General features: G+C 59.1%; 23 protein-coding genes, 1 tRNA gene and 3 pseudogenes. 12 read left to right on the forward strand and 15 right to left on the reverse strand.

What is annotated here, in order from left to right; translation table 11 throughout:
• Positions 1 to 81 precede the first annotated feature (81 nt).
• On the forward strand, positions 82 to 321 hold the full coding sequence (locus RHM60_RS23435; RefSeq protein ID WP_231422087.1) for a sulfurtransferase TusA family protein: 240 nt from the start codon (positions 82 to 84) through the stop codon (positions 319 to 321).
• A 6-nt stretch (positions 322 to 327) separates the two neighbouring features.
• Here the strand turns inward: RHM60_RS23435 and RHM60_RS23440 are convergent, their stop codons facing one another.
• Together RHM60_RS23440 and RHM60_RS23445 are read right to left on the reverse strand one after the other, a co-directional pair.
• On the reverse strand, positions 328 to 801 hold the full coding sequence (locus tag RHM60_RS23440) for a peroxiredoxin (RefSeq protein WP_209989950.1): 474 nt from the start codon (positions 799 to 801) through the stop codon (positions 328 to 330).
• Between the two features lie 11 nt (positions 802 to 812).
• Positions 813 to 1,373 (reverse strand): glycine cleavage system protein R, encoded by a 561-nt coding sequence (locus RHM60_RS23445; RefSeq protein WP_003172487.1) that lies wholly within the window; start codon positions 1,371 to 1,373, stop codon positions 813 to 815.
• 262 nt (positions 1,374 to 1,635) lie between these two features.
• Between RHM60_RS23445 and dapA the strand changes: the two genes are divergently transcribed.
• The 7 genes from dapA to RHM60_RS23480 all read left to right on the forward strand — a co-directional run bounded on the left by dapA (position 1,636) and on the right by RHM60_RS23480 (position 8,372).
• Positions 1,636 to 2,514, forward strand: coding sequence for a 4-hydroxy-tetrahydrodipicolinate synthase (gene dapA / locus RHM60_RS23450; RefSeq protein WP_209989953.1), 879 nt, complete (start codon positions 1,636 to 1,638; stop codon positions 2,512 to 2,514).
• A 17-nt stretch (positions 2,515 to 2,531) separates the two neighbouring features.
• Positions 2,532 to 3,647, forward strand: a complete 1,116-nt coding sequence (gene bamC, locus RHM60_RS23455; RefSeq protein ID WP_209989959.1) for an outer membrane protein assembly factor BamC — start codon at positions 2,532 to 2,534, stop codon at positions 3,645 to 3,647.
• Between the two features lie 4 nt (positions 3,648 to 3,651).
• Positions 3,652 to 4,410: an MBL fold metallo-hydrolase gene (locus tag RHM60_RS23460; RefSeq protein WP_209989962.1), complete on the forward strand. Its 759-nt coding sequence runs from the start codon at positions 3,652 to 3,654 to the stop codon at positions 4,408 to 4,410.
• A gap of 27 nt (positions 4,411 to 4,437) precedes the next feature.
• The gene (purC, locus tag RHM60_RS23465; protein ID WP_003211975.1) at positions 4,438 to 5,151 is read left to right on the forward strand and encodes a phosphoribosylaminoimidazolesuccinocarboxamide synthase; all 714 of its coding nucleotides are present in this window, start codon (positions 4,438 to 4,440) and stop codon (positions 5,149 to 5,151) included.
• An 83-nt stretch (positions 5,152 to 5,234) separates the two neighbouring features.
• Positions 5,235 to 5,324, forward strand: a tRNA-Ser gene (locus RHM60_RS23470).
• A 706-nt stretch (positions 5,325 to 6,030) separates the two neighbouring features.
• Complete coding sequence (locus tag RHM60_RS23475; protein WP_322212928.1) at positions 6,031 to 7,035, forward strand: reverse transcriptase domain-containing protein; 1,005 nt, start codon at positions 6,031 to 6,033, stop codon at positions 7,033 to 7,035.
• A complete protein-coding gene (locus RHM60_RS23480; protein WP_322212929.1) occupies positions 7,032 to 8,372 on the forward strand; it encodes an ATP-dependent nuclease in 1,341 nt (446 codons plus the stop codon). Before RHM60_RS23475 ends, RHM60_RS23480 begins: the two co-directional genes overlap by 4 nt.
• Positions 8,373 to 8,741: 369 nt before the next feature.
• Here RHM60_RS23480 and RHM60_RS23485 read toward each other — a convergent pair whose 3' ends face one another.
• Together RHM60_RS23485 and RHM60_RS23490 are read right to left on the reverse strand one after the other, a co-directional pair.
• Positions 8,742 to 9,353 (reverse strand): DapH/DapD/GlmU-related protein, encoded by a 612-nt coding sequence (locus tag RHM60_RS23485; RefSeq protein WP_322212930.1) that lies wholly within the window; start codon positions 9,351 to 9,353, stop codon positions 8,742 to 8,744.
• 372 nt (positions 9,354 to 9,725) lie between these two features.
• Positions 9,726 to 10,952: an MFS transporter gene (locus tag RHM60_RS23490; protein ID WP_209989973.1), complete on the reverse strand. Its 1,227-nt coding sequence runs from the start codon at positions 10,950 to 10,952 to the stop codon at positions 9,726 to 9,728.
• A gap of 262 nt (positions 10,953 to 11,214) precedes the next feature.
• On the opposite strand from RHM60_RS23490, the pseudogene RHM60_RS25745 reads away from it, so the two are divergent.
• Positions 11,215 to 11,937 (forward strand): annotated as a pseudogene (locus tag RHM60_RS25745) (MCP four helix bundle domain-containing protein); the annotation flags it as partial.
• A 306-nt stretch (positions 11,938 to 12,243) separates the two neighbouring features.
• Positions 12,244 to 12,840, forward strand: a pseudogene (locus RHM60_RS25750) (methyl-accepting chemotaxis protein); the annotation flags it as partial.
• 18 nt (positions 12,841 to 12,858) lie between these two features.
• Here RHM60_RS25750 and RHM60_RS25755 read toward each other — a convergent pair.
• The 7 genes and pseudogenes from RHM60_RS25755 to RHM60_RS23525 form a co-directional block, all read right to left on the reverse strand.
• Positions 12,859 to 13,608, reverse strand: coding sequence for a response regulator (locus RHM60_RS25755; protein WP_416195191.1), 750 nt, complete (start codon positions 13,606 to 13,608; stop codon positions 12,859 to 12,861).
• A 213-nt stretch (positions 13,609 to 13,821) separates the two neighbouring features.
• A pseudogene (locus RHM60_RS25760) lies at positions 13,822 to 14,784 on the reverse strand (response regulator); the annotation flags it as partial.
• Positions 14,774 to 15,637: a sensor histidine kinase gene (locus RHM60_RS23505; protein ID WP_231422097.1), complete on the reverse strand. Its 864-nt coding sequence runs from the start codon at positions 15,635 to 15,637 to the stop codon at positions 14,774 to 14,776. The gene RHM60_RS23505 and the pseudogene RHM60_RS25760, both read right to left, overlap by 11 nt.
• Positions 15,630 to 16,637, reverse strand: coding sequence for an ATP-binding SpoIIE family protein phosphatase (locus tag RHM60_RS23510; protein ID WP_231422099.1), 1,008 nt, complete (start codon positions 16,635 to 16,637; stop codon positions 15,630 to 15,632). The genes RHM60_RS23505 and RHM60_RS23510 overlap by 8 nt, the downstream gene beginning before the upstream one ends.
• Positions 16,628 to 17,032: an anti-sigma regulatory factor gene (locus tag RHM60_RS23515; protein WP_209989985.1), complete on the reverse strand. Its 405-nt coding sequence runs from the start codon at positions 17,030 to 17,032 to the stop codon at positions 16,628 to 16,630. The genes RHM60_RS23510 and RHM60_RS23515 overlap by 10 nt, the downstream gene beginning before the upstream one ends.
• On the reverse strand, positions 17,029 to 17,391 hold the full coding sequence (locus RHM60_RS23520; RefSeq protein WP_003233973.1) for an STAS domain-containing protein: 363 nt from the start codon (positions 17,389 to 17,391) through the stop codon (positions 17,029 to 17,031). The genes RHM60_RS23515 and RHM60_RS23520 overlap by 4 nt, the downstream gene beginning before the upstream one ends.
• Positions 17,392 to 17,393: 2 nt before the next feature.
• Positions 17,394 to 18,245 (reverse strand): STAS domain-containing protein, encoded by an 852-nt coding sequence (locus tag RHM60_RS23525; RefSeq protein WP_231422101.1) that lies wholly within the window; start codon positions 18,243 to 18,245, stop codon positions 17,394 to 17,396.
• A gap of 166 nt (positions 18,246 to 18,411) precedes the next feature.
• Between RHM60_RS23525 and RHM60_RS23530 the strand changes: the two genes are divergently transcribed.
• Positions 18,412 to 19,314, forward strand: coding sequence for a LysR family transcriptional regulator (locus RHM60_RS23530; RefSeq protein WP_231422102.1), 903 nt, complete (start codon positions 18,412 to 18,414; stop codon positions 19,312 to 19,314).
• Here RHM60_RS23530 and RHM60_RS23535 read toward each other — a convergent pair.
• Both RHM60_RS23535 and RHM60_RS23540 read right to left on the reverse strand, forming a co-directional pair.
• Positions 19,306 to 20,064 carry a substrate-binding domain-containing protein gene (locus RHM60_RS23535; protein ID WP_209989992.1) on the reverse strand — a complete coding sequence of 253 codons (759 nt, stop codon included), beginning with the start codon at positions 20,062 to 20,064 and terminating at the stop codon, positions 19,306 to 19,308. The genes RHM60_RS23530 and RHM60_RS23535 overlap by 9 nt on opposite strands.
• Positions 20,064 to 21,368 carry an MFS transporter gene (locus RHM60_RS23540; RefSeq protein ID WP_209989993.1) on the reverse strand — a complete coding sequence of 435 codons (1,305 nt, stop codon included), beginning with the start codon at positions 21,366 to 21,368 and terminating at the stop codon, positions 20,064 to 20,066. Before RHM60_RS23540 ends, RHM60_RS23535 begins: the two co-directional genes overlap by 1 nt.
• A 304-nt stretch (positions 21,369 to 21,672) precedes the next feature.
• Here RHM60_RS23540 and RHM60_RS23545 point away from each other — a divergent pair, with 304 nt between their 5' ends.
• On the forward strand, positions 21,673 to 22,596 hold the full coding sequence (locus tag RHM60_RS23545; protein ID WP_003233981.1) for a LysR family transcriptional regulator: 924 nt from the start codon (positions 21,673 to 21,675) through the stop codon (positions 22,594 to 22,596).
• On the opposite strand, the gene RHM60_RS23550 is transcribed toward RHM60_RS23545, so the two are convergent.
• Both RHM60_RS23550 and RHM60_RS23555 read right to left on the reverse strand, forming a co-directional pair.
• Entirely contained in the window at positions 22,593 to 23,528 is a 936-nt protein-coding gene (locus RHM60_RS23550) for a LysR family transcriptional regulator (RefSeq protein WP_322212938.1), read from the reverse strand. The genes RHM60_RS23545 and RHM60_RS23550 overlap by 4 nt on opposite strands.
• Positions 23,529 to 23,665: 137 nt before the next feature.
• Complete coding sequence (locus RHM60_RS23555; protein ID WP_322212939.1) at positions 23,666 to 24,853, reverse strand: cyanate transporter; 1,188 nt, start codon at positions 24,851 to 24,853, stop codon at positions 23,666 to 23,668.
• Positions 24,854 to 24,872: the final 19 nt, after the last annotated feature.

The raw sequence follows: 24,872 nt of genomic DNA on the forward strand, positions 1-24,872 counted from the left end.
GGGCAAAGAGCTTACTGTAGCCGGACACTGAGCTCCGGACCAGATATTCTAAGCAACCCAACGCTTGCCCGGAGTAAGACCATGACCGACGCTGCACCCTTTGATGCCGAACTCGATGCCAGCGGCCTCAATTGCCCGCTGCCCTTGCTCAAGGCCAAGCTGGAACTCAATCGAATGGCCAGCGGCGCGGTGCTCAAGGTGACCGCTACGGATGCGGGCTCCCAGCGCGATTTCCGCACCTTCGCCAAGTTGGCCGGCCACACCCTGGAACGCGAAGAAGATGAGGCGGGTGTTTACCGCTATTGGTTGCGCAAGGCCTGAATCGCATCAAGCCTTGTTCAGCGCCTGCGCTGCCGCCAACACCGCATCCACATGCCCCGGTACTTTCACGCCACGCCATTCCTGACGCAGAACACCGTCCTTGTCGATGAGGAAAGTGCTGCGATCCACGCCCAGGTATTCCTTGCCATACAGCTTCTTGAGCTTGATTACATCAAACAGCTGGCAAACCGCTTCGTCCTTGTCGCTGATCAGCTCGAACGGGAATGCCTGCTTGGCCTTGAAGTTCTCGTGGGACTTGAGGCTGTCGCGCGATACGCCGAACACCTCGGTGTTGGCTGCCTTGAACGCTTCATGCAGATCACGAAAACCCTGGCCTTGGGTGGTACAGCCCGGCGTGCTGTCCTTGGGGTAGAAGTAGATCACCACTTGCTTGCCCTTGAGGTCAGCAAGGCTGAAGGTCTGCCCGCTGGTGGCCGGGGCTTCGAAATCAGTGACCGGTGTATCGATGACTACCGCCATGAATAACCTCCTTACATTGGGTTCTGTGGGCGCCACGGCTCGATCAGCGCGTCCAGGTTGAGCGCGTCGGCGAAATCCAGGAACTGGTCGCGCAGCCAACTGATCTGCACACCGGCCGGCAGAGTCACGGTGAACGTGGCATTAAGCATGGTGCCGCCGGTTTGCGGCGCCTGGTAGGTATCGCAGGTAAGGTTTTCCAGCTCGACGTTATGGTCGATAAAAAACTGGCACAGCTCGTTGACGATGTCCGAACGGTACGCCGAGCTGACATACGCCACATAAGGCAAGGCCTGTGGGCGGTTCTCCAGCGCGGCGCTGCGCACCACATTGACAGTGAAGTCATGCTTCTTGGCAAGGCCCGGCAGGCCGGTTTCCAGGCGCGCCAGGGCGTCCCAGGTGCCGGAGATCTGCAGCACCAGCGCGCTGCATTCGCCGTGACGGGTCAGGCGCGAGGTTACGACGGCGCAGCGGTTTTCATGGCTGGCGCGGCACAGGACGTTGGTCAGCTCCATGGGGTTGGCGCCGAGGGCACTGATAACAAGGAATTGTTCGCGAACTGTGGGGGTGGACATGCAGCCTTCCTAAAACGATGAGCGGTCGATACTGTGAGGACTGTATCGATCAAAGGATCAAGGGTAGCGAAAAGCATCGCGAAGGGATAGGAGATGGCGTTTTCATTGTGTGAATGGCCTGCTTGCGGCAGCGCTTTTGCCCAATGATGGCATTGCCCGTCGTTTAGTTGCGCCAGAACGCATCCTCAGGCGGTACTTCGCTTGTACAAGCATCTTGGCGCCAGTACCATTACGGCTCTCTTTTTCCGGCAGGAGCGGTTGCATGATTGCGGGCAGTATGGTGGCACTGGTCACACCCATGGATGCACAAGGTCATCTCGACTGGGACAGCCTTGGCAAACTGGTGGACTTCCACCTGCAAGAAGGCACCAATGCCATCGTGGCGGTCGGCACTACCGGTGAGTCGGCCACCCTGGATGTGGAAGAGCACATCAAGGTCATCGAATTCGTGGTCAAGCGTGTGGCGGGCCGTATCGCGGTGATCGCCGGTACCGGCGCCAATTCCACGCGTGAAGCGATCGAACTGACCAAAAACGCCAAAAAATCCGGCGCCGACGCCTGCCTGCTGGTGACCCCGTACTACAACAAGCCGACCCAGGAAGGCCTGTACCAGCATTTCAAGGCCATCGCCGAAGCCGTCGATATCCCGCAGATCCTTTACAACGTTCCCGGTCGCACTGCCTGTGACATGAAAGCCGAGACAGTCATCCGTCTGTCCACCGTACCGAACATCATTGGTATCAAGGAAGCCACTGGCGACCTGCAACGCGCCAAGGACATTCTGGCCGGCGTGAGCAGCGACTTCCTGCTGTATTCCGGTGACGACGCCACGGCGGTCGAACTGATGCTGCTGGGCGGCAAGGGCAACATCTCGGTGACCGCCAACGTGGCCCCGCGTGCCATGAGTGACCTGTGCGCCGCTGCCATCGCCGGCGATGCCGTAACCGCGCGAGCGATCCACGAAAAACTGATGCCGCTCAACAAGACACTGTTTGTCGAATCCAACCCTATCCCCGTGAAATGGGCGCTGGTCGAGATGGGCATGATGCCGGACGGTATCCGTCTGCCGCTCACCCAGCTCAGCCAAGCCTTTCACGAACCGCTGCGACAGGCCCTGCGCCAGTCCGGCGTCCTGGTTTAATTGAGGAAGCACTACGCATGAAGCGATTGGCCGGACTTTCCGCACTTGCCTTGATTATCTCCAGCACCAGTGGCTGCGGTTGGATCTGGGGCCCGGAAGGCTACTTCCGTGACCGCGGCAGCGATTACCTGGAAGCACAAGCAACCAAACCGATGCAACTGCCGCCGGACGTCAATGTCGCCAAGCGCCTTGACCCGTTGCTGCCGATTCCGCGCAACGTTGCCGACGACACCACCAAGGGTGAGTACGTTGTGCCGCGCCCGCAGCCGATCGCAGCCGTGGCGGACGCCAGCGACTACAGCCTGCAGAAGAGCGGCGATTCGCGTTGGATCGTGGCCCAGCGCCCACCTGCCGAAGTCTGGCCGGTGGCGGTGCAGTTCTTCCAGGACAACGGGTTCCGCATTGACGAGCAGCGCCCGCAGACCGGTGAATTCACCACCGCATGGCAGCACGGCAGCGAACTGTCCGCCAGCATGGCCAAGCGCCTGCAGTCGAGTGGCGTAGCCGCCGACGGCGAGACCCGCGTGCGCGTGCGCATCGAGCCGGGTGTGCAACGCAATACCAGTGAAGTCTATGTGGTCAGCGCCGAGCGTCCTGCCGGCAGCACCGCCAATGTCGAGTTCACCAATCGTTCTGTCAATACCGGCGTCGACGCTGCCCTGGTCGACGAGATGCTGGCCAGCATGAGCCGTATCTCCGAGAAGGGCGGTTCCGTTTCCCTGCTCGCCGCACGCGATTACGACACCCCGAGCCGTGTCAGCCTCACCGAAGACGGCAGCGGCAACGTGGTGCTGAACCTGGGTGAAGACCTGGATCGCGCCTGGGCCAGTGTCGGTCGCGCGTTGGAACAAGGCCCATGGCGCGTTGAAGACATCAACCGCAGCCTTGGCCTGTACTACATCAACGTGGCTGAAAAGGCCGTGAAGAAAGACGACGAGCCAGGGTTCTTCGGCAAACTGTTCGGCAGCACGCCGACCAAGGAAGAAGTCGAAACCCGTGCCGAGCGCTACCAGGTTCGTCTGAGCAAGGTAGGCGAGAGCGTGCAGGTCACCGTCGAGAAGAACATCAATACCGTTGCTCCCGCTGAAACAGCGCGCAAAGTGTTGGGCGTCATTCAGGACAATCTGGGCTGATCCGATGCGTTTTGCCGTTCTCGGCAGCGGTAGCCAGGGAAACGGCACGCTGGTCGCTCATGACGACACGTACGTGCTGGTCGATTGCGGTTTCTCGCTGAGGGAAACCGAGCGGCGCCTGCTGCGCCTGGGGGTTCACCCCGCGCAGCTGAGCGCGATTCTGGTGACCCACGAACATGCCGACCACGTGCATGGCGTGGGTTTGCTGTCTCGGCGCTACAATCTTCCGGTGTACCTGAGTCGCGGCACCCTGCGCGGGATGCGCAAACCCATTGAACCTGCAGGTTTCCTGGCCGGCGGTGAGCAACTGCACATCGGCGCCTTGAGCATCGATGTGATCGCAGTCGCCCATGACGCCCAGGAACCCACGCAGTATGTCTTCAGTGACGGCCAGCGGCGCTTCGGCGTGCTGACCGACCTGGGTTCCTACTGCGCCAAGGTGCTGGACGGTTATCGCGACCTCGATGCGTTGATGATCGAGTCCAACCACTGTCGGGACCTGCTGGCGCGCGGTCATTACCCCTACTTTCTCAAGCAGCGGGTAGGTGGCGAACTGGGGCATTTGAACAACCATCAGGCGGCGTACCTGGTGTATGAGTTGGGCTGGCAAGACCTGCAGCACCTGGTCCTGGCCCACCTGAGCAGCAAGAACAACCTGCCGCAGCTTGCCCGGCAATGTTTCGTCGACACCCTCGGGTGCGACCCGGACTGGCTGCAACTGGCCGATCAAGATTCAGGGCTCGACTGGCGCCACATCGCCTAGCCCACCTCACTCAAAGCGGAGCCCATCATGGAAAAACGTGAAGAACTCTACCGCGGCAAAGCCAAGTCGGTGTACAAAACCGACGACGCCAACCGCCTGATCCTGCTGTTTCGCAACGATACCTCGGCGTTCGACGGCAAGCGCATCGAGCAACTTGATCGCAAGGGCATGGTGAACAACAAGTTCAACGCCTTCATCATGCAGAAACTCGAAGCAGCCGGTATTCCGACCCAATTCGACAAACTGCTGGGCGATAACGAATGCCTGGTGAAGAAGCTCGACATGATCCCGGTGGAGTGCGTCGTGCGTAACTACGCCGCCGGCAGCCTGGTCAAGCGCCTGGGCGTGGAGGAGGGCCTCAAGCTCAACCCTTACACTTTCGAGCTGTTCCTCAAGGACGACGCCAAGGGCGACCCGTTCATCAACGAATCCCACGTAGTGGCGTTCGGCTGGGGCACCGCTGAGCAACTGGCGCGCATGAAGGAGCTGTCCCTCAAGGTCAACGACGTGCTGAGCAAACTGTTCGACGACGCAGGCCTGCTGCTGGTGGACTTCAAGCTGGAGTTCGGCGTGTTCCACGACGGCTCCATCGTCCTGGGCGACGAATTCAGCCCGGACGGCTGCCGCCTGTGGGACAAGGACACCCGCAAGAAGATGGACAAGGACCGCTTCCGCCAGGGCCTGGGTGACGTCATCGAAGCCTACGAAGAAGTCGCCAATCGCCTCGGCGTACCGCTGTAATCGACGCAAGCATCTGATAGCACGGAAAAAAATCGCCTCGGCGCTTTGCATCCACGAACCATGCTGTTATGATGCGCGCCGTTGGAGAGATGCCAGAGTGGCCGAATGGGACGGATTCGAAATCCGTTGTACCTTCACCGGTACCTAGGGTTCGAATCCCTATCTCTCCGCCATTATTGAAAGTCCTTGTAAATCAATGAGTTACAAGGCATAAAAACGGTAATTTTGTAGCAAATTTCTGTAGCAAAGCCTAAGGGTGATGACACGGAAAAGCTCGCAAAATTACCGTTTTTTTTGACTGGCTTTTCTCATCACCGATGTTGCTCTGACAGTCTCTGCTTCAGTTCCCCTCACCACAACTGCAGTTCTAAGGGACAATGCGCTAGTGGATCGCGTTAACATGGCATACGGTACCATTTTGCGGTTGGTCCGATGTTGAGCGTAACGTCAGTGAGGCGTTTTAGAATTTTGGTTGCGTCAGCGTCTAGGTTGCCCTATATTTGCCTCACGCCAGCGACTAGGAGCAGCTCCAGTCAATAATGTTGGCCTCTACAGGTATCTAGTCTCCGTCTTACGTTTGTGCATGCTGAGTGGTCGTAGGCCAGTCAGCATGCACGGATAGTAAGGGTAATATCTCTGACATCCCCTCCGTCATCTCCCCGCCACCGCCACCGCATCCACTATTCTGCGTTGTTATCTCTTTTTTACGTCTTGCGGCTACCGCTGCGCGTTCACATCTTCGTCAGAACAAAATCTGGAAATATATGGTCCACTTTTCTCCAAGTCCGCTGGAAGAGGGTATTTAGGTAAGCTTTACCCTATCTCATTGTACGCCTCGCAGAAAGGTCTATCATTGTTGGCTGTCTGTAACGCAAACGGTTGATTAAGCCAGCCGAATCTCGAAACCAGAAAACAGTTGAAGTAAATATGATCAAAAGGCCACTTGAGCAGCTTTTTTTTGCAACATTCCGCGGAAAGCAGGATTTTCAAGATTTTATAAAGCTCGATCTAGCTGCTTCATCTGTAAAGAAAAATTTTGAAGGAAGATCGGTCTACGCTCCAGAGCCGAAGCTTAAGCTATATCTCGGGTTTTTGAGTAGGGTTTTATTTGATCGCCTGCCGTTGGCAGAGCAGGTTGTTTACTCCTACCGCAAAGGCGTGAATGTAGTTAATGCGGTCGAGAAACATAGTTCAAGCAAGTATTTTTTTCAAACTGATATCGAGTCTTTTTTTGGTAGTGTAAATAGAGAAATGATCAGGCGATCCATCTTGTGGTCTTTAGATTTTTGTCCTATATCTGATATTGATATCTGGATAGATCGAATACTGGATATTGTGACTGTTGACGGGCTTCTTCCTCCAGGATTTCCAACATCCCCTGCAATAAGTAATTGCTGTCTCGTTAAGTTTGATGAGGAATTTTTATCCTGGTGTGACAGTCAAGGCTTTATTTATACCCGTTACGCCGACGATTTGATTGTCTCGAGTAAAGTAGATCCGGGTGTTGATTTGTTGATTTCGAAAATTACCGAAATCTTAAATCAAATGTTCGATGGCGATTTTAAACTAAATCTTAATAAGACTAGGGTTGTCAGGCCAGGAAGTAAAGTGAAGCTACTTGGCGTTGTGATACTTCCTAATGGCAAGGTTTCAGTAGATGGCAACTTGAAGAAGAATGCTGAAACGGCTATGTATCATTTGCTTAAAAATAAAGAAAAGTTTGTTTCTTTTTTGAAAGAGCAGGAGCTAGATCGCGCATTGCAGAAGTTCTCTGGTCAATTGAATTATATAAACACCGTTGATCCTGATTTCCTAGATAAGTTGCGAAGGAAATATGGTGCAACCGCAGTGGATAAAATAATACATGTATCGGTGGCGGTATGACGTTACTGAGTATAGAGATCAGAAATGTTCAGCATGTCAGTGCCCTTAATTTTTCCTTGGATTTAAGTCGAAATGGACTGACATGTATAGTTGGGAAGAATGGCATAGGTAAGACTACGCTAATTAAAGCTATAAGAAACCTAAAGAGCGCCGATACATTTTCAAAAATGGCTCAGTCGGGTACAATTAAAGTAGATAGCCGAATAAATTATAACTATGATGGCGATGCTTATGAGTTTGAGTACGATTTTGAGGTGGAGGACCTTAATAGCAAGTCAATAATACCTGCTAGTCTGAAAAAAAGCATAGAAGTCGAGTTGCCGATGCCTTGGGGGCAACGGTTCAATAATTTTCAGAAAATCAGTTCCGCGGATAGCGATATTCGAACGGCAGTAATGCTTCAGGACTACTCTTCGCCCGACGAATTGATTGCATTATTAGGTGATGTTTACTGTGATGATAAATTTGCTGGGATAAAAGAAATCCGACTTGGTAAAGAAAGATTTTATGTTGTCCCTTTGGCTGATGATAGATATGTACGTGAAGATCATTTGAGCTCTGGCGAGTTTTTTTTGATATCGCTATACAGGAAAATACAGAATGCATCTAAGCTTATTGTTATTGATGAGATTGATATCTCACTGGATGCTGCTGCCCAAAGTAGGTTGATAGGTTGGTTGAGAGAATTCTGTGCAAAAGGTGGAGTGAACATAGTGTTCACTACGCACTCAATGGCTATCATGCGTACGATGCGCGAGGATGAGCTCCATTACATGTACAAGGATGGAGAGGGAGTATTAACTAGGTCTGCATCTTATAATTACATAAAGTCTGTGCTTTTTGGGTTCTCTGGTTGGGATAGATATATTTTGACCGAAGATCCTATGCTTGAAGGGTTTTTCAAGTTTTTAATCGTCACTCATAATATATCAAGCTTTTATTCTTTTCAGATTATTCCAGTCGGGGGCGGGGATAATGTTATTCAATTGCTAAGGAAGAACTCTGTGGAAGGTTTTTTTGCAGCGGAAGCAAATGTGATTGCTATACTTGATGGCGATTATGCAGGGACGCGAAATGAACGCCAAAAAAATGTCTATTGCATTCCTTTTCTTAGCATAGAGAAGAAGATATTTGAAGATTATGTTGGCGGAAAGTTTAAGTTTGAGAGAGAGTTTGATGTCGCCCCTAAAGACGATAAGCAATTTAAGAAGGCTATCAAGACACTTAAAAATATCACGAGTCAAGACTTTTATGTTTATTTGAATGATAACTATGCAGAGCAAATATCAGAGATCTGTGGGTTGTTGGCTGGATTTCTAGGCGGCATCAGAAAATAGCAAAGTGCGTTCCGTTAACTATTGTCTTTGATGCAAGCTTTTCATTGGTGTTGACCATTTGTTGGTAGGGTGACAAAACTGTACGGTGCGGATTTATAAACGGTACTCGATTAAGCATAAAGTTTTTCCACCTGACTCCCTCTCTGGTGGCTGGCTCGGTATGTAGCTTTTTTACGATTTTTGTAGCAAAAATATGTAGCAAAATCTGAGAAAACCCTTGTGGATACAGCGTTTTTGGGGCTCCCGAGGCATTTGTCCACTGCTCCCTATCTCTCCGCCATTATTGAACAAGACAAAGCCCCTGAAATGGTTAACCATTTCAGGGGCTTTTTCGTTCCCGGCGTTTAACTCCGACGAGCGTCGAGCCGTTCAATCGTAAGCGAACTGGTCAACCAATCCCAAACGAGGCACATGAGTATCGGGCCGCAACAGCGCGCCAGGAGCAATAACGGCGTTTGCGCCAATCTTGCAGCCGTCTCCCACCAGGGCACCGAACTTGTTTACGCCCGTCTCGATCACCTGATCCAGATAACGGATTTTGATTTGAGCCCCGTTCAGTTCGTTGCGGTAATTGGCAATGATCGCACCGGCCTCGATATTTACGCCCTCGCCAAGCAACGAGTCACCGACAAAGTTGAAGTGTGCCAGCTTGCTCCCATCCAGCATGAAGCTGCTTTTAAGCTCGCAGCTTGGGCCGATGATGCAATTCTTGCCCAGGTACACCCCTGCGCGCAGATAAGCACCCGCCGCCACGAAGGATCCTTCGCCGATGATGATCGCGCCCTTCAGCACAGCGCCTTGCTCGACAACCGCACTTTCGTGGATGGCACAGTTTACATGACGCCGATAACCCTTGCCGAGGCGTTCCAGCAACGCCATCACCTGGTTTTCACAGTCTTGTGCCACCCGCCAGGCCTCAACAGGCGTGAGGCCCAGAGTGGGCCATCGTTCAATGAATGCATTGATTTCAACCGGCGTCATGGAAAGTCATTCCGAAAAGGGTAAAGGTAGATCTGCATGGCCATGCTAAAACAATGACGTTACTTTTTACCCTCCGATTTTTTCGACGGTTTTTTATCCGTTTCCCTCACCGTCTCCCTCGGCCTTTTTTTGGCCTCACCCTCCGTCACGTATTCCCCTGTAACCGCATCACGATATCGCGTTGGCATATAAGCTCCCTGACAGTAGGTCGCCACAGCGGCGACACGTTTGAGGCTAGCTCGCAGGCTTGCGCGCGCAAGTTTCAGTGCGGGCATTCTCTTTACCAGGTTTTTCCAGATCGAATACCTCTGCGCCAAAACAAAAAAGGCCCGCCAAACGCATCGTTCGGCAGGCCTTTTCAACAGTTACCCGTCAGGCCGGTTGCGCCACCAGGCGGTTACTGACATTCCTTCCCAACACCAGCACCGTCACAAACCCGAAGCCTACCAATACCGTGGCGAGGCTCAACAGCACCGAGCTGCCCATCTGGTCGACGATGCGCCCGCCGAAGAACGAGCCCAGGGCAATGATCACCTGGAACAGCGCGACAAACAGCGGCATGCCACGCTCCACATCCTTGGGTGCTACCACGAACATCCAGATACTCGAGCACGCCGGGAACGCGCCGAATGCGAAGCCCCACAGCGCGATCAGCATCGCGGCGCCGGTCATGCCGGTGGCGAAGTGGGGGAACAGCGCGGTGCTGGTGCCGATCATCAGCGCGACCAGCAGCAGGGTGTTGCGCACGCTGCGGTTGGCGGCGAAACCGGCGAAAACATTGCCTGCCACGCCGGCCACACCAAACAGCAGCAGCAACGAGCTGATGGTCGGCCCATCGAAGCCGGCACTGTATTTGAAGAACGGCGCGACATAGGTGTAAGCAGCAAAGTGCGCCAGGCCGATCAGCAATACCGCAATCAGGCCCACCCGCGCCTGCGGGTTGTAAAACAACGCCGGGAGGTCACTGACACGAATCGCTTTTTCGGGGTTGAGCCGCGGCAACAGGAGCACCTGAGCCAGCAGCACCGGCACGCCCATCAGGGCGGTGACCAGAAAGGTCATGCGCCAGCCCATCAGGCCGCTGAGCCAGGTGCCCACCGGTACACCGAGCACGGTGGCCAGGGTCACGCCCATCATGATGATCGACGTAGCCTTCGCCACGTCGACGCCTCTGGGCGCCAGGCGGCCGCTGAGGGCGATGGCTGTGGCCCAGAAGCCGCCGATGCTGATGCCCAGCAGGACACGCCCGATCAACAGCACGTTGAAGTCACTGGCAAACGCCACGATACCGTTGGCGATGATCATGATCAGCGTCAGGCTGATCAGCAGATAGCGACGGTCCATCGCGCCAATGCTCACCGACAGAAACGGCGCGGCAAGGGCCGCCATGATGCCGGGCAGGGTCACCATCAGCCCGGCGTGGCCGGCCGTGATGCCCAGGTCGCTGGCGACGTCGTTGAGTACGCCCACCGGGAGAAACTCGCTGGTCACCAGGGCGAATGCGCCCACGGCAACCGACAGAATCGCCAGCCACTGCTGCTTGACGCTCTGTTGATTATGTTCGGGAAGGCCGCTGGAGGCCTGGCTGGCACTTGGCATGGTGTTGGGTTCCAAGGATGAATGTCGCCTGTCGTCAGGCGGGGGGAGGGATGTGGGAGGGGATTATAAGGATGACCGCCGGCAAATCGGCAGGCGGTCGTTTCGATAGTCATCATCAGTGTGATCGATGTGATGCTTCCGGCTCGAATCCACATCGGATATTCAGGATTGTTTATTTCCGATTTACCCCCTCAAGTCCAGGCCTGTCAGGCCGAAACCCTGTCATACGATGTCGTATCCCCCCCCAATAAGAGCCCTTAAAATGTCCCTTCGCAGCCTGTCCATCGCCCGCCGTGCCGGTCTGGGTTTTGCCTTGATTGCTTTGCTCGTGGCCCTGCTGGGCTTTTTCGCGCTGTCGAACATGGCGAGTATTCGCGCCCGGGCGGTGCAGGTGGAGAGTGGGCTGGTGCCGAAGATGCGGCTGGTGGCCGATATTCGCGAAATCATGCTGCGCATCCGCACGATTTCGTTGCGCATGGCGCTGGACCCCAACCCGGCCAACCTTTCAACCTACCGCGGTCAGATGGACACCCGCAGCCAGGACCTGACGAAGAAGCTGACCGAGCTCGACGCGTTGGTCGACACGCCTGAGGTGCGTGCGCTCTACGACCAGTTCCAGGTCTCGCTGCGCCAGTACCAGCAAGCGCTGGCGCAGTCGTTTGTGCTGGCCGACAAGCAGCAGGGCGCTGAACTCAACAAGCTGCTGCTGGTGGACATGAAAACCGTGGTCGATGGCTCCGGAGCCCAGCTCAATGCGCTCAGCGACTACTACAACGGCCAGATCAACCAGCTGGGCCAGGCGGCGGAGGCGCAGTACAGCCGCTCGCTCACCATGGTGTTCGGTTTTGTGATCCTGGCCGGCGTGAGCACCGTGGCCCTGGCCTGGCTGCTGACGCGCAGTATCGTCGGCCCATTGGGACAGGCCATGCGCGCTGCGGAAAACGTCGCACGCGGCGATCTGACCCAGACCGTTGAAGTCAGCGGCGACGACGAGGTCACCCGCTTGCTCGTCGCCCTGCAATCGATGCAAGGCAACCTGCGCGATACCTTGCAGCTGATTCGCCAGTCTGCGGTGCAAATGTCTGCCTCGGCCACCGACCTCAATGGCATCACCGACCAGAGCAGCCGCAGCCTGCAACAGCAAACGGCAGAGATCGAACAGGCGGCTACGGCGGTCAACGAGATGACCTCGGCCGCCGACGAGGTGGCGCGCAATGCGGTGTCGACCTCCGAATCCACCAGGCTTTCCAATGAAACCGCGCGCGAAGGCCAGCACCGCGTTGGCGAAACAGTCAGCGCGATTCAGGCCCTGAGCAGCAACATTGGCGAGACCTCCACCCTGGTGCAGAACCTGGCCGAGCAATCGCGGGACATCGGCAAGGTGCTCGACGTGATTCGTTCTATCGCCGAGCAGACCAACCTGCTGGCGCTTAACGCCGCCATCGAGGCGGCGCGTGCGGGTGAGTCCGGGCGTGGTTTTGCGGTGGTGGCCGATGAGGTGCGGGCGCTGGCCCATCGCACTCAGCAATCGACCCTGGAGATCGACCAGATGGTCACCGCCATGCGCACCGGCTCCAACGATGCGCTGGCGTCGATGCAGTCAAGCACCCAGCGCGCCACCGAGACCTTGAGCCTGGCCGAAGGGGCCGGTGGCGCGCTGAGTCGGATCACCGATTCGATCGATGAGATTCACCAGCGCAACCTGGTGATCGCCAGTGCGGCCGAGGAGCAGGCCCAGGTGGCCAAGGAAGTCGACCGCAACATCGTGAATATCCGTGACCTGTCGGCGCAATCGTCGTCCGGCGCCGGGCAGGTCAGCGGTTCGAGCCAGGAGCTGGCGCGTCTGGCGGTAGCGCTCAACGACGCCGTGGCGCGGTTCCGCTTGTAGGGCCTGTGGAGCGTCGGCCTAGACCTGGCGCTCCACCCCCTGGCGAATCTTCTCCAGCAGCTCATCGATATGAAACGGCTTGGTGATCAAGTCCATGCGCTCGCCCAGAAAGCTCTGACGATTGGCCGCATTTTCCGCGTAGCCGGTCATGAACAGAATCGGCAGGTCAGCGCGCAGCAGGCGTGCATGGTCGGCCAGTTCACGGCCGGTCATATACGGCAGGCCGTAATCGGTCAGCAACAGGTCGATGCTCGGGTCGGCCTGCAGGATCACCATGGCCTCGTCGCCGTCGGCGGCCAGGCTGCACTGGTAGCCGGCATCCATCAGCACTTCGGCGACAAAGCTGCGCACCGAAGGCATGTCCTCAACAATCAGAATGTGCTCACCCTGGCTCAATCCAGGCACCGCCAGCAGTTTTGTTGCCAGGGTGGCCGGGCCTTCGGCGGCCGGCAGCATGATGGTGACTTCGGTGCCCTGGCGGGTGACGCTGCGGATCTGCGCATCGCCGCCGGACTGGCGCGCGAAACCGTAGATGGTCGACAGACCCAGTCCCGTGCCCTGGCCCACCGGCTTGGTGGTGAAGAAGGGGTCGAACACTTTGTCGATCACGCTGTGGTCGATGCCCACGCCATTGTCGCGCACCGACAGCGCAATGTAGGGGCCGTTTTCCAGCTTGAGGTTGCCATTGGCATACGCCGGGTAAGTGGTGACCCAGATGATGCCGCCCTGGGGCAGGGCATCACGGGCGTTGATCACCAGGTTGAGCACCGCGCTTTCCAGCTGGATCGGGTCCACCAGCGCCACCGCCGGGTTGCTGGTCAGCTCCAGCTTCAGGGCGATGTGTTCGCCAATGGTGCGCATCAGCAGTTCTTCGAGTGAGCGGATATGCGCATTGATGTCGATGGCGCGCGTGTCCAGCGGCTGCTGGCGGGCAAAGGCGAGCAGGCGATTGGTCAGGCCGGCCGCGCTCAGCGCCGAGCTCAGGGCCGCATCGGCGTAGCCCAAAACCTTCTCGGTGCGCTGGCTCTCGATGCGTTTTTTGATCAGTTCCAGGCTGGTGATGATCCCGGTCAGCAGGTTGTTGAAGTCGTGGGCGATGCCGCCGGTGAGCTTGCCCAGGGCGTCCATCTTCTGCGCCTGCAGCAGTTGCGCTTCGGTGCGGGCCAACTGGCGCGCGGCATTGGCCAGTTCGGCCTGCTGATGGCGCTCGCGGTGGCGATGCTCAGTGACGTCTTCCACGAATACCAGGCTCAGCTCGGCGCGGTTGTACGGCGAAATCTGCCACTCGGTCTCGCGCAGCTCGCCATTCACGTTCAACTGCAGCGTGCCTTTCCAGCGCTCGCCGGCCGACAGGCGCTGGCACAGTTCGCCGATGACGGCGGCCTGGCCGTCGGCGAAGCATTCGAGCAGGGCGTCGGGGTTGCGGTTGTCATGAATCAATTGCGCGAAGGCGTGGTTGCATTCATGGACTTTGAGCTGCGCGTCCATCACCGCAATCGGCGCGCTGATATTGAAGAAAATCTCGCGAAAGCGCGCCTCGCTTTCGCGCAGCGCATATTCGGTGTCACGCACCCGCAGCAGGGTGCGCAGGGTCGCCAGCAGCACATCCGGGTCCACCGGGTGGATCAGGTAGGCGTCGGCCCCCGCGTCCAGGCCGGTGATGATGTCGCCGGTCTCGATGGACGCCGCCGACACATGCACCACCGGTAGCAACGCGGTGGACGGGTCAGCACGCAGGCGACGCACGATATCGAAGCCGCTCATGTCCGGCAGGTTGACGTCCAGGATCAGCGCATCGATTTTTTCGCGAGCAATAAGGTCCAGCCCATCCTGGCCGGTGCCGGCTTCCAGCACATGACCATAGTGACGCTCCAGGCGGCGGCGCAGGGCATAGCGCGTGGCGGCGTTGTCGTCGACGATCAGTAATCGAATGTCACGCTTCATCGACGTTCTCGTTTGCGATGGACAGGGGGATGATCACGTAGAACAGCGAGCCCACGCCGGGCGTACTTTCCACACCCACACGGCCGCCCAGCAGTTCGGCGAAGCGTTTGCACAGCGACAGGCCCAGGCCAGTGCCGCGCAGGCGTTTTTGCAGCGGAGAATCAATCTGCGAAAAATCTTCGAACAGGTTGTTGTGCAGCTCGGCGGGAATGCCCAGGCCAGTGTCCTGCACCGCAAAGCGGATCTCGCGGTCGTTCTCCATGCCGGCCGAAATCCGCACCTCGCCTTGCAGGGTGAATTTGAGCGCGTTGGAGATGAAGTTGCGCAGAATCTGCGCCAGCTTCTTGTCATCGGTATACAGCCTGGGCAGGCCGGCCGGCTCTTCGAAGATCAGGTCCACCGACGAGGCATCGACGATGGGCCGGAACATCCCGCGCAGCGCCGAGAACAGGTCGAACATGTCGAACCACGCCGGCGAGATGGAAATGCGCCCGGCCTCGATCTTGGCCAGGTCCAGCAGGTCATCGACCATTTCCCGCAGCTCGCGGGCAGAGCTGCGGATAAACCCGACCTGGGTGTGTTGTTCAGGGCTCAGCGGGCCATCGAGTTCATCCGCCAACAGGCTGGTGATGCTCAGGATAGAACCCAGCGGCGTGCGAAACTCATGACTCATGTACGACAGGAAGCGGCTCTTGAGGTCCGATGCCTGGCGCAGTTGGTCGGCCTGCATGTCGAGTTCGGCATACAGCGCCAGCACGCCCTGGTTGGTCTCGTCCAGTTCGGCGCGCAGGGCGTCCCCTTCCAGGCGCAGGCGTTTGACTTCATCGGCAAGGGAGGCAGTGGTTTCAGCCATTGATAGCCTCCAGGGCAATCACGAATACGGTAACGTCATCGCGGCCGCGACAGAAATCACGGTGCAGAATGGCGGCGATCAGGGCCGGGTGGCGGTGTACGAGGCCCGGGTAATCGGCAAGGTTCCAGCGTGACTGCAAGCCGTCGCTGTACAGGATCAGCAACTGGCCGGTCACTTGAGCGTAGTCGAAGGGCTGGGCCTTGCGATATTGCACGCCGACGATCCCCGGATGGGAGGCCAGCCCCCGAGACTTGCCGTGGCCGATCAGGCTGGCGCCGATGTTGCCGATACCGGTGAAGCGCAGGGTGTCGGCCGAGGCGTCGTATTGAGCAATCGCCATGGCGCCGCCGCGGGTGCCGCTCATGCCCACATGCAGGTCGTTCATCAGTACGACTGGGTCGAGAAATGCGTCCTGCGCAAACACCGCCTCACCGGCCTGCGCGGCGCGCTCGGCATCGATGCCATGGCCCAGTCCATCGGCCACCATCACGCTGAAGCGCCCCGGCTCGACCATCAGGTGCCAGGCGTCGCCGCAATGCGGGTCGTCGTGCAATGAATGCTGGCTGACCCCATAGCGGATGTCGCGGGCAGCCGAGGCTCGCGGATACAGGCGCGCAAGCATCGCTGTGCCACGCGCGTCGGCATGCACATCGAACACCTGGGCCAGGCGCGAAATCGCGCCCATGCCGATGCCCTGGGTGCCGCCCGTGGAGAAACCGTCCACCAGGCAGCTGTCCAGATCGAAGCCCTGGCCGCGGTCCACGGCAATCATCTCCACGCCGCCGTTGCCGGTGGCGCGCAGGTGCAACTGGCCGTGATCGGCATGCTTGAGGATATTGCTGGCAAGCTCGGTGGCCACCAGTGCCACGCGCCCGGCGTCGGTTTCGTCAAAGCCCAGTTGCTCGGCCAGCAGTTGCGCCGTGCGGCGCGCATAGCCCACCTGGCTGACGTCCTCGACCAATAACACCTGGGTCAGTGCACTGTGGATATTCAGGACCATCGAGTGATCGTCACGCGGGTGCCTTTACCCGGCGCGGTATCCAGTTCGAATTCGTCCACCAGGCGCTTGGCACCGGTCAGGCCCAGGCCCAGTCCGCCGCCGGAGGTCCAGCCATCGGTCATCGCCAGCTTGAGGTCGGGAATGCCCGGGCCTTCGTCGCGAAAGGTCAGGCGCACGCCGGGGCGCAGGTCTTTTTCAACTACCGCCCAATCCATGTAGCCGCCACCGCCGTACACCACGGTGTTGCGCGCCAGCTCACTGACGGCCGTGACCAGCTTGGTCAGGTCGATCAGGCGCATGCCGCATTCCTGGGCCAGTCTGCGTACCAATTGTCGCGCCAGCACAACGTCCTGTTCGATCAGCACAGGATGCGTGCCGCTGCTGGCTTCGATCATGAGTGTTCAACCCGGTCGCGCAGCAGCTTCATGCCGCGCTCCACGTTCAATGCGGTGGCCACGCCCGGCAGGTTCATGCCCAGTTCCACCAGGGTAATCGCCACGGCCGGCTGCATGCCCACCAGCACCGTCTGCGCGTCCATGATGCGCGACAGGCCCGAGATGGTGCCGATCATGCGCCCGATGAACGAGTCGACCATGTCCAGCGCCGAAATATCGATCAACACGCCGCGCGCCGAGGTGCGGCTGATGCGTTCCGACAGGTCGTCCTGCAGGGTCAGCGCGAGTTGGTCGTGCATGTCCACCTGGATGGTCACGAGCAGAAACTCGCCCATCTGCAAAATAGGGATGCGTTCCATGCTCAGACTGCCTTGCTGACGTTGACGCCCAGACGCTTGAGGGCCAGCGCCAGAGCGTCGGCCAGGTTGGCCTTGGTGACCACGCCTTGCAGGTCGAGCCCCAGGTGCACGATGGTCTGGGCAATTTGCGGACGCACGCCGCTGATGATGCAGTCGGCGCCCATCAGGCGGATGGCGGTAACGGTCTTGAGCAGGTGCTGGGCCACCAGGGTGTCGACGGTCGGCACGCCGGTGATGTCGATAATGGCGATTTCGGAACCGGTGTCGACGATGCGCTGCAGCAGCGATTCCATCACCACCTGGGTGCGTTGCGAGTCCAGTGTGCCGATCATCGGCAGGGCCAGCACGCCGTCCCACAGCTTGACCACCGGGGTGGACAGCTCGAGCAGTTCTTCCTGCTGGCGCTTGATCACCGCTTCACGGGACTTCTGGAACGTGCGGATGGTGTGCATGCCCAGGCCGTCGAGCAGTTCCGACACTTCCCACAGTTGTTCGGCCAGTTGCGCGCCGTCGCTGGCGTATTCGCGCTGCAGCAGGGCGAACACCGGGCCCTTGAGGGCGAAAATGAAGCTGGCGGTCTGCTGGGAATCCTGGCCGATCAGCGCACGGCTGTGGGACAGTTTCTCCAGGAACAGCCGGGTCTGTGCCCAGTTTTCGTGATTGATGTTTTGCGAGCCGCCGTTGTGCAGCGCGTCGGCGAGCAGGTTGAGGAACTCGCCGGTCTGTTGCTTGACGTCGTCCCCCTTGAGGTTGCGTGTGGCGCCCGTGGCCTCCAGGCTGTGCGTCCATTCGTTGAGCAGGTCAATGCGATTGTCTTGCAATGCCTGGACCGTTTTTGCCTGCAGAGTTGCCACGGGTAATCTCCTTTAAGCCATGAATAAAGTGATGGCAATTTATACTAAATTGCATTGCCCGGAACGTTTTTCAGCGAATCCAATGGCAACGCCCGGCCGGGCTGACTGCGCGTGAACCGTGCCTGTAAGGTAGTATCGCGATTCACTCTGAGCCAGCAGTCGACCCGTGATCATCAACTTCGACCTCAACGACCTCCAAGCCTTCCGCGCCGTGGTGGACAAGGGCAGCTTTCGCGGCGCCGCCGAGGCCATCCGCATCTCGCAACCGGCCCTGAGCCGGCGCATCGAAAAACTCGAGTCGGCGCTGGACGTGAAGCTGTTCGAGCGCACCACGCGCCGCGTCAGCCTGACCATGGTTGGCCGCGCGTTCCTGCCGCAGGTCGAGCGCATGCTCGACGACCTCGACATCGCGCTGATGGGCATCAGCAATGTCGCCTCCACGCGCATGGGCCACGTGACCATCGCCTGCGTGCCGTCCACGGCGTATTACTTCATGCCCCACGTGATCTCCGAGTTCCACAAGCTGTATCCGAAGATCCGCCTGCGGGTGCTCGATGCCAGTGCGGGTGAGGTGTGCAATGCGGTGGAAAGCGGCGAGGCGGATTTTGGCGTGAGTTTCAGCGGCAGCCTGGCCGATGAGGTGGAGTTCGAGTTGCTGCTGCAGGAGCGCTACGTGCTGGCCTGCCGGCGTGATCACCCGTTGGCCGAACGCGCGAGCGTAAGCTGGGCCGAAGCCTACGAGCACGACTACATCACGGTGGACAAGACCTCGGGCAACCGCTTCCTGCTGGACCAGGCCCTGCGTGGGGTGCGGGTGAAAAAACCGAGCATCTGCGAGACGCACCACGTGACCACGATGATCGGGCTGGTGGAGGCGGGGTTGGGCGTGGCGATGGTGCCATCGATTGCGATGCCGGCGTGCGAGCACCCGATTCTGGTGAGTGTGCCGCTGGTGGAACCGCAGGTGATGCGCAACGTGGGCTTGATAAAACGCCGCGGGCGGACATTGCCGCCAGCGGCGCTGGAGTTGGAACGGTTGGTGCGGGAGATGCCGTTTCGGTCAGCGTGATACCGAGTCCAGGCCGGTGGATTGCACCACCGGTTGCGCCTCGGGGGAGGCGAGGAATTTGAGCAGCGCTTTGGCCTCATCCTTGTGTTCGGCGTTGACCGGGATACCGGCCGCAAAGCGCGTTACCGATTGCACGTCTTCCGGCAGCTTGCCAACAAAGGTTACGCCCTTGACCGGCAACAATTCCGCCACCTGCTGCAAGCCCACTTCGTAATCACCCTTGGCCACCTGTTCGGCCACTGGCGCGCGTTCGATCATCGTGCCCTTGGCCGGCATGCCGAGTTTCTTGAACAGCTCTTTCTCGACATACACGCCGCTGGCGCTGTCCGAATAGGCCACGGACTTGGCCTTGCTCAGCACCGCCTTCAGGTCCGCATCGGTGTTGATCACCGGCTTGGCTGCGCCTTCCTTGACCACCAGGCCAATACGCGAGTCCGCCAGTTCCACACGGGAGGCCGGGTCGACCTTGCCCTGTTTGATCAGCTCATCCAGCGCATAGCCGACCATGATCACCACGTCGGCGTGTTCGCCACGGGCCAGGCGGTTGGGAATCGCTTCCGGCGCCTTGCCCATGGACGGGCCGAGGATGGTGTCGAGGGTGTCGCCGCTTTGCTTGGCGTACTGCGGGCCGAGCAATTTGTAGGCAGCGGTGAACCCACCGGAGGTCATCACCTTGAGTTGTTCGGCCTGGGCCGTCAGCGCCAGGGCACTGAGGGCCAGGGCGGTCAGGGTTTTAGCGAGAAACTTCATTACACCGCTCCTTGCATCACTTGCCCGCGGGCGTTGGCGCGACGATAGAGCGCCAGGGTCGAACACAGCGCACACAGCGCGGCAAACATCATCCAGTAGGCCGGCGAGGCCTTGTCGCCGGTGATATGGATAAACCAGGTGGAGATCGCCGGGGTGAACCCGCCGAAGATCGCCGTCGCCAGGCTATAAGCCAGGGAGAAGCCCGCCACGCGCACTTCCACTGGCATGATTTCGGTCAGCGCCGGAATCATCGCGCCGTTGTACATGCCGTAGAGGAAGGAGAACCACAGCAGGGTTTCCAGCATGTGCGCAAAGCTCGGTGCGTTGACCACGTAGGACAGCGCCGGGTAAGCGGTCAGCACAGTCAGCACGGTCATGGCCAGCAGCACCGGCTTGCGGCCGAAGCGATCGCTCAAGGTGCCGCCGATCGGCAGCCAGATAAAGTTGGAGATGGCCACCAGCAAGGTCACCAGCAGGGCGTCCGAGGTGCTCAGTTGCAGCACGGTCTTGCCGAAGGTCGGCGCATACACAGTGATCAGGTAGAACGCGGTGGTGGTCATGGCCACCATCAACATACCGCCGATGACCACAGTCCAGTTCTTCACCAGGGTTGCCATCACTTCACGCATGGTCGGGCGGTGCGTGCGGTTGGCGAACTCTTCGGTTTCCTGCAGGTTGCGACGCAGGATGAAGATGAACGGGATGATCACGCAGCCCAGGGCGAACGGAATGCGCCAGCCCCAATCGGCCACCACTGCAGGTTCCATCCACACGTTCAGGCCGTAACCCAGTGCGGCGGCGACCACGATGGAGATCTGTTGGCTGCCCGACTGCCAGCTGGTGTAGAAACCCTTGCGGCCCGGTGTGGCCATTTCCGACAGGTAAACCGATACACCGCCCAGTTCCGCACCGGCCGAGAAGCCTTGCAGCAGGCGACCCAGCAGCACCAGCAATGGAGCCCACAGGCCAATGGTCTGGTAACCCGGCACCAGCACGATCAACAGCGTGCCGCTGGCCATGATCGACAGGGTCAGGATCAGGCCTTTGCGACGACCCACGTCATCGATATAAGCACCCAAAATAATGGCGCCGAGCGGGCGCATCAGGAAGCCTGCGCCGAATACGGCGAAGGTCATCATTAATGATGCGAACTCATTGGCAGAGGGGAAGAACGCGGCAGCGATGTAGGTGGCGTAGAAGCCAAACAGGAAGAAGTCGAACTGTTCGAGGAAGTTACCCGAAGTAACGCGAAAAACCGCGCCGACTTTCGAGGAGGCAGAGGCGGGCCGGGAAGGGCTTGTCATGGTTTTGTGTCTCCAGCGTTCTTTTTAAAGTGCTTGTTTCGCTTAAGACCCGAGATAGTGGCTGACACATTTAGAAATGATAAGTGACAAATTTGGATAGATTGATGTGCGTTCGCTATCAATCCTCGGCGCCACCCCTAAAGCCCGTTCCCGTCTGGATGTGAGCTTTCGGCGCGTTCTACTGTGCCCACACCTCACCCTGATCATCGGCGGACCTTGATTCGGGCTGAATGCGCCGCGTACATAGACGCCGGCCCCGGCGCTTTCTACACTGCGGCTTGTCGTGGGGAAGGGGCAGGCGCCGATGAATCGCAATGAATTACGCAAGGCCGATATCAACCTGATGGTGGTCTTCGAAGCGTTGATGCTCGAGCGCAATGTAACGCGGGTGGCCGAGAAGCTGTTTCTCGGCCAGCCGACCATCAGTTCGGCGCTCAACCGTTTGCGCACCTTGTTCAATGACCCGCTGTTCATTCGCGTGGGCCACCGCATGGAGCCCACGGCGCGTGCCGAAGAAATCATCCAGCACCTGTCGCCGGCCCTGGACTCCTTGTCGTCGGCCTTGAGCCTGACCCACGATTTCGACCCGTCCATCAGCACCATGACCTTTCGTATCGGCCTGTCCGATGACGTCGAGTTCGGCCTGCTGCCGCCGTTGCTGCGCAGCCTGCGCCAGGAGGCGCCGCAGGTGGTGTTTGTGGTGCAGCATGTCGACTACTGGCGCATTCCCGACCTGCTCGCGTCCGGCGACATCACCGTCGGCATCACCCAGACCCGCGGCCTGCCGGCCAATGCCAAGCGCAAGCTGTTGCGCCATATCCACCCGCGCATCCTGCGCGCCGACGCCTCGCAAACGCCGCTGACCCTCGACGAATATTGCGCACGTCCCCATGTGCTGGTGTCCCACACCGCCAACGTGGCAGGGTTTGCCGATGAGTGGCTGGCAGAAATCGGCCGCAAGCGCCAGGTGGTGCTGTCGGTGCCGCAATACAGTGCGCTGCCGGCGCTGCTGGCCGGCACCGACCTGATTGCCAGCCTGCCGGACTACACCGCCGAAGCCATGGCGGTGTCGGGCAAACTGTTCTGCGAACCGTTTCCGTTTCAGACGCCAACCCTGGACCTGTCCATGGTCTGGCTCAGCCACGTGGACACCGACCCGGCCGAGCGCTGGGTGCGCTCGCGGCTGGAGGCGTTCATGAGCGATCGCGGGTTGGCCGCGCCGCTCTAGAGCAAGCCCTGGTCGGCGCAGGCCTTCACCACTTGTTCGCGAAACCAGCTGTTGGCGCTGTCCTGCGCGCCGGCTTCCTTCCACTGCATATCCAGCGTAAACCCCGGCAAACCGCTCGGCGCCTCGCAGTGGCCGAACACCGTGGCGGGAGCCAGCAGCTTCTGCACGCGGCGCGGCAGGGTAACGATGAAGTCGGTGCCGGTGATCATCTTCAACGCGGCGCTGTAACTGTTGGCGCGCGCGACCACCTGGCGCTTGTGGGCCTGGCGCGCGAGCCAGCCGTCGATCATGTTGGTGGCCGAGGTCCACGGCGTAGGGAACACGTGGCGCCGGGCCACGAAGGCTTGCAGGCTGAACACCGGCTCCGGCGGCGCCGCGCGTTTGTCGAACACACACACCAGGTCATCCTCCAGCAGCATCTGGGTCTTGAAGTCCTTGTGTGCGCGATGAAAGTGCGGGCCGAAGCAGATCACCAGGTCCAGGCGCCCGTCGCGCAGGTCGTCGGCGGGAATGTCGGTTTCGAGTCGCTGCACATTGACGATCACCGGCAGGTCGGCGCGGTCGAAGTCCTTCAACAGGCGCGGCAGGATCAATTGCTCGAAGTATTCCGGGGCGCACACGTTGAACGTTACGGCCTTCTGCGCAGGGTCGAACGGCTGGTCGCCGGCGTGGCACAGGTTGATGCTTTCGAGGATCCTCTGCACATGGCCGTACATGGTCGTGGCCTTGGACGTAGGACGCATGCCCGCGCGGGTGTTGATAAACAACTCATCTTCGAAACTGGTGCGCAGTTTCTTCAGGCTGTAGCTCACGGTGGACTGGCTGACGAACAGCGTCTCAGACACGTCGGTAACGCTGCTCTGGTCGTAGACGGCGATAAACACCATCAGGTCCTGCATATCGAGTTTTCTGAGCAAGTTACTGTTTAGCATCGGTTCCGTCCGCTAACCTTCGGTACCGAACTCAGTACACGACAGTGCAAAAGCTTAACGGAACGGTCGTGCCAATAGAAAGTTCTGTAGGGCGTTTCTATGTTTGTCGTGGGACAAATAATGTCCACAACACGACCTCAGCGAATATGTCGGGCGTAGTGCCGTGGATTGAAGCGCGTGACCATCAGCAGCATCACCACGACCACCGCGGTCAGCGACCACCAGGCCCACGTGAAGCTGCCCGAGCGTTCGCGGATCATCCCCGCGAGCAGCGGCGACAGGCCGGCGATCAGGTAACCGATGCCCTGCACGAAGGCGGTGAGGCTGCCGGCACGGCGCGGGTGGTCGAGGTGGTCCATGGCGAGGATCAGGCTCATCGGAAACAGCCCGCCGATGCCCAGGCCGAGCAGGCAAGGCCACAACAGACTCAGGTGCTGGGGCTTGAGGATCAGGCCGCAGAAACCGAGGAAGATCAGCACCAGCAGCACCGCGACCACGCCGCGTTTATCCTCGCGACGATTGGCGATGGCCGGGGTGATCAGGCCGGAGACCACTTCCATGGCGGTCAGCCAGCCCAGGAGCAGCCCGGCGTGCTGTTCGCTCCAGCCCTGCTCGACGTAGTAAGGCGCCAGCCAGGCCAGCACGCAGGTGTAGGAGGCGGTGCCGAGGCCGAAAAACAGCGCCAGCAGCCAAGCCCGGGCGTTGCCGAAAAAACCTCGCTGCGTGTCGGAACCCGCCTGGGGCAGGGCGGGTAGCGCCGCGCGTTGTGCACACCAGGCCAGCACCGCCAGCAGCGCGAGCACGGCCCAGATCGCCAGGCCTGCGCGCCAGCTGCCGGTGTACATTTGCACGAACGGGGACAGCGACGCCGCCAGCGCCGCGCCGCCCATGATTGCAGTGACGTACAACCCCATGAACAGCGAGACATTCGTGCTGAACCGTGACTTGATCAGCGCCGGCATCAGTGCCTGGATCAGCGCAATTCCGATACCAGCGGCCATTGCACTGACAATCAGCTCCAGCGCGGAATCGAGGAACAGCCGCGACAACGTCGCCACGCCAATCAGCAGCAACGACGCGACAACACTGCGGTGCTCGCCAAAGCGCCTGACCAGGCCCATGCCCACGAACATCGCCAGGCCCATGGTCATCACCGGCAGCATGGTCAGTAACGCCGCGTCGCTGAAGCTCAATGGCACATCGGCGCGAATCGACGCCAGCAACGGCCCCACGGCCGCCATCGACGGACGCAGGTTGAGGGCGATCAGGATCACACTGATCACCAGCCATACGGCGGTGGAGGGTTTCGTCTGCACGTTTTGCATGAGCCTGCCTTGAATGAAC

This window comes from Pseudomonas sp. MH9.3 (assembly GCF_034354675.1).
In the GTDB taxonomy this organism is placed as follows: domain Bacteria; phylum Pseudomonadota; class Gammaproteobacteria; order Pseudomonadales; family Pseudomonadaceae; genus Aquipseudomonas.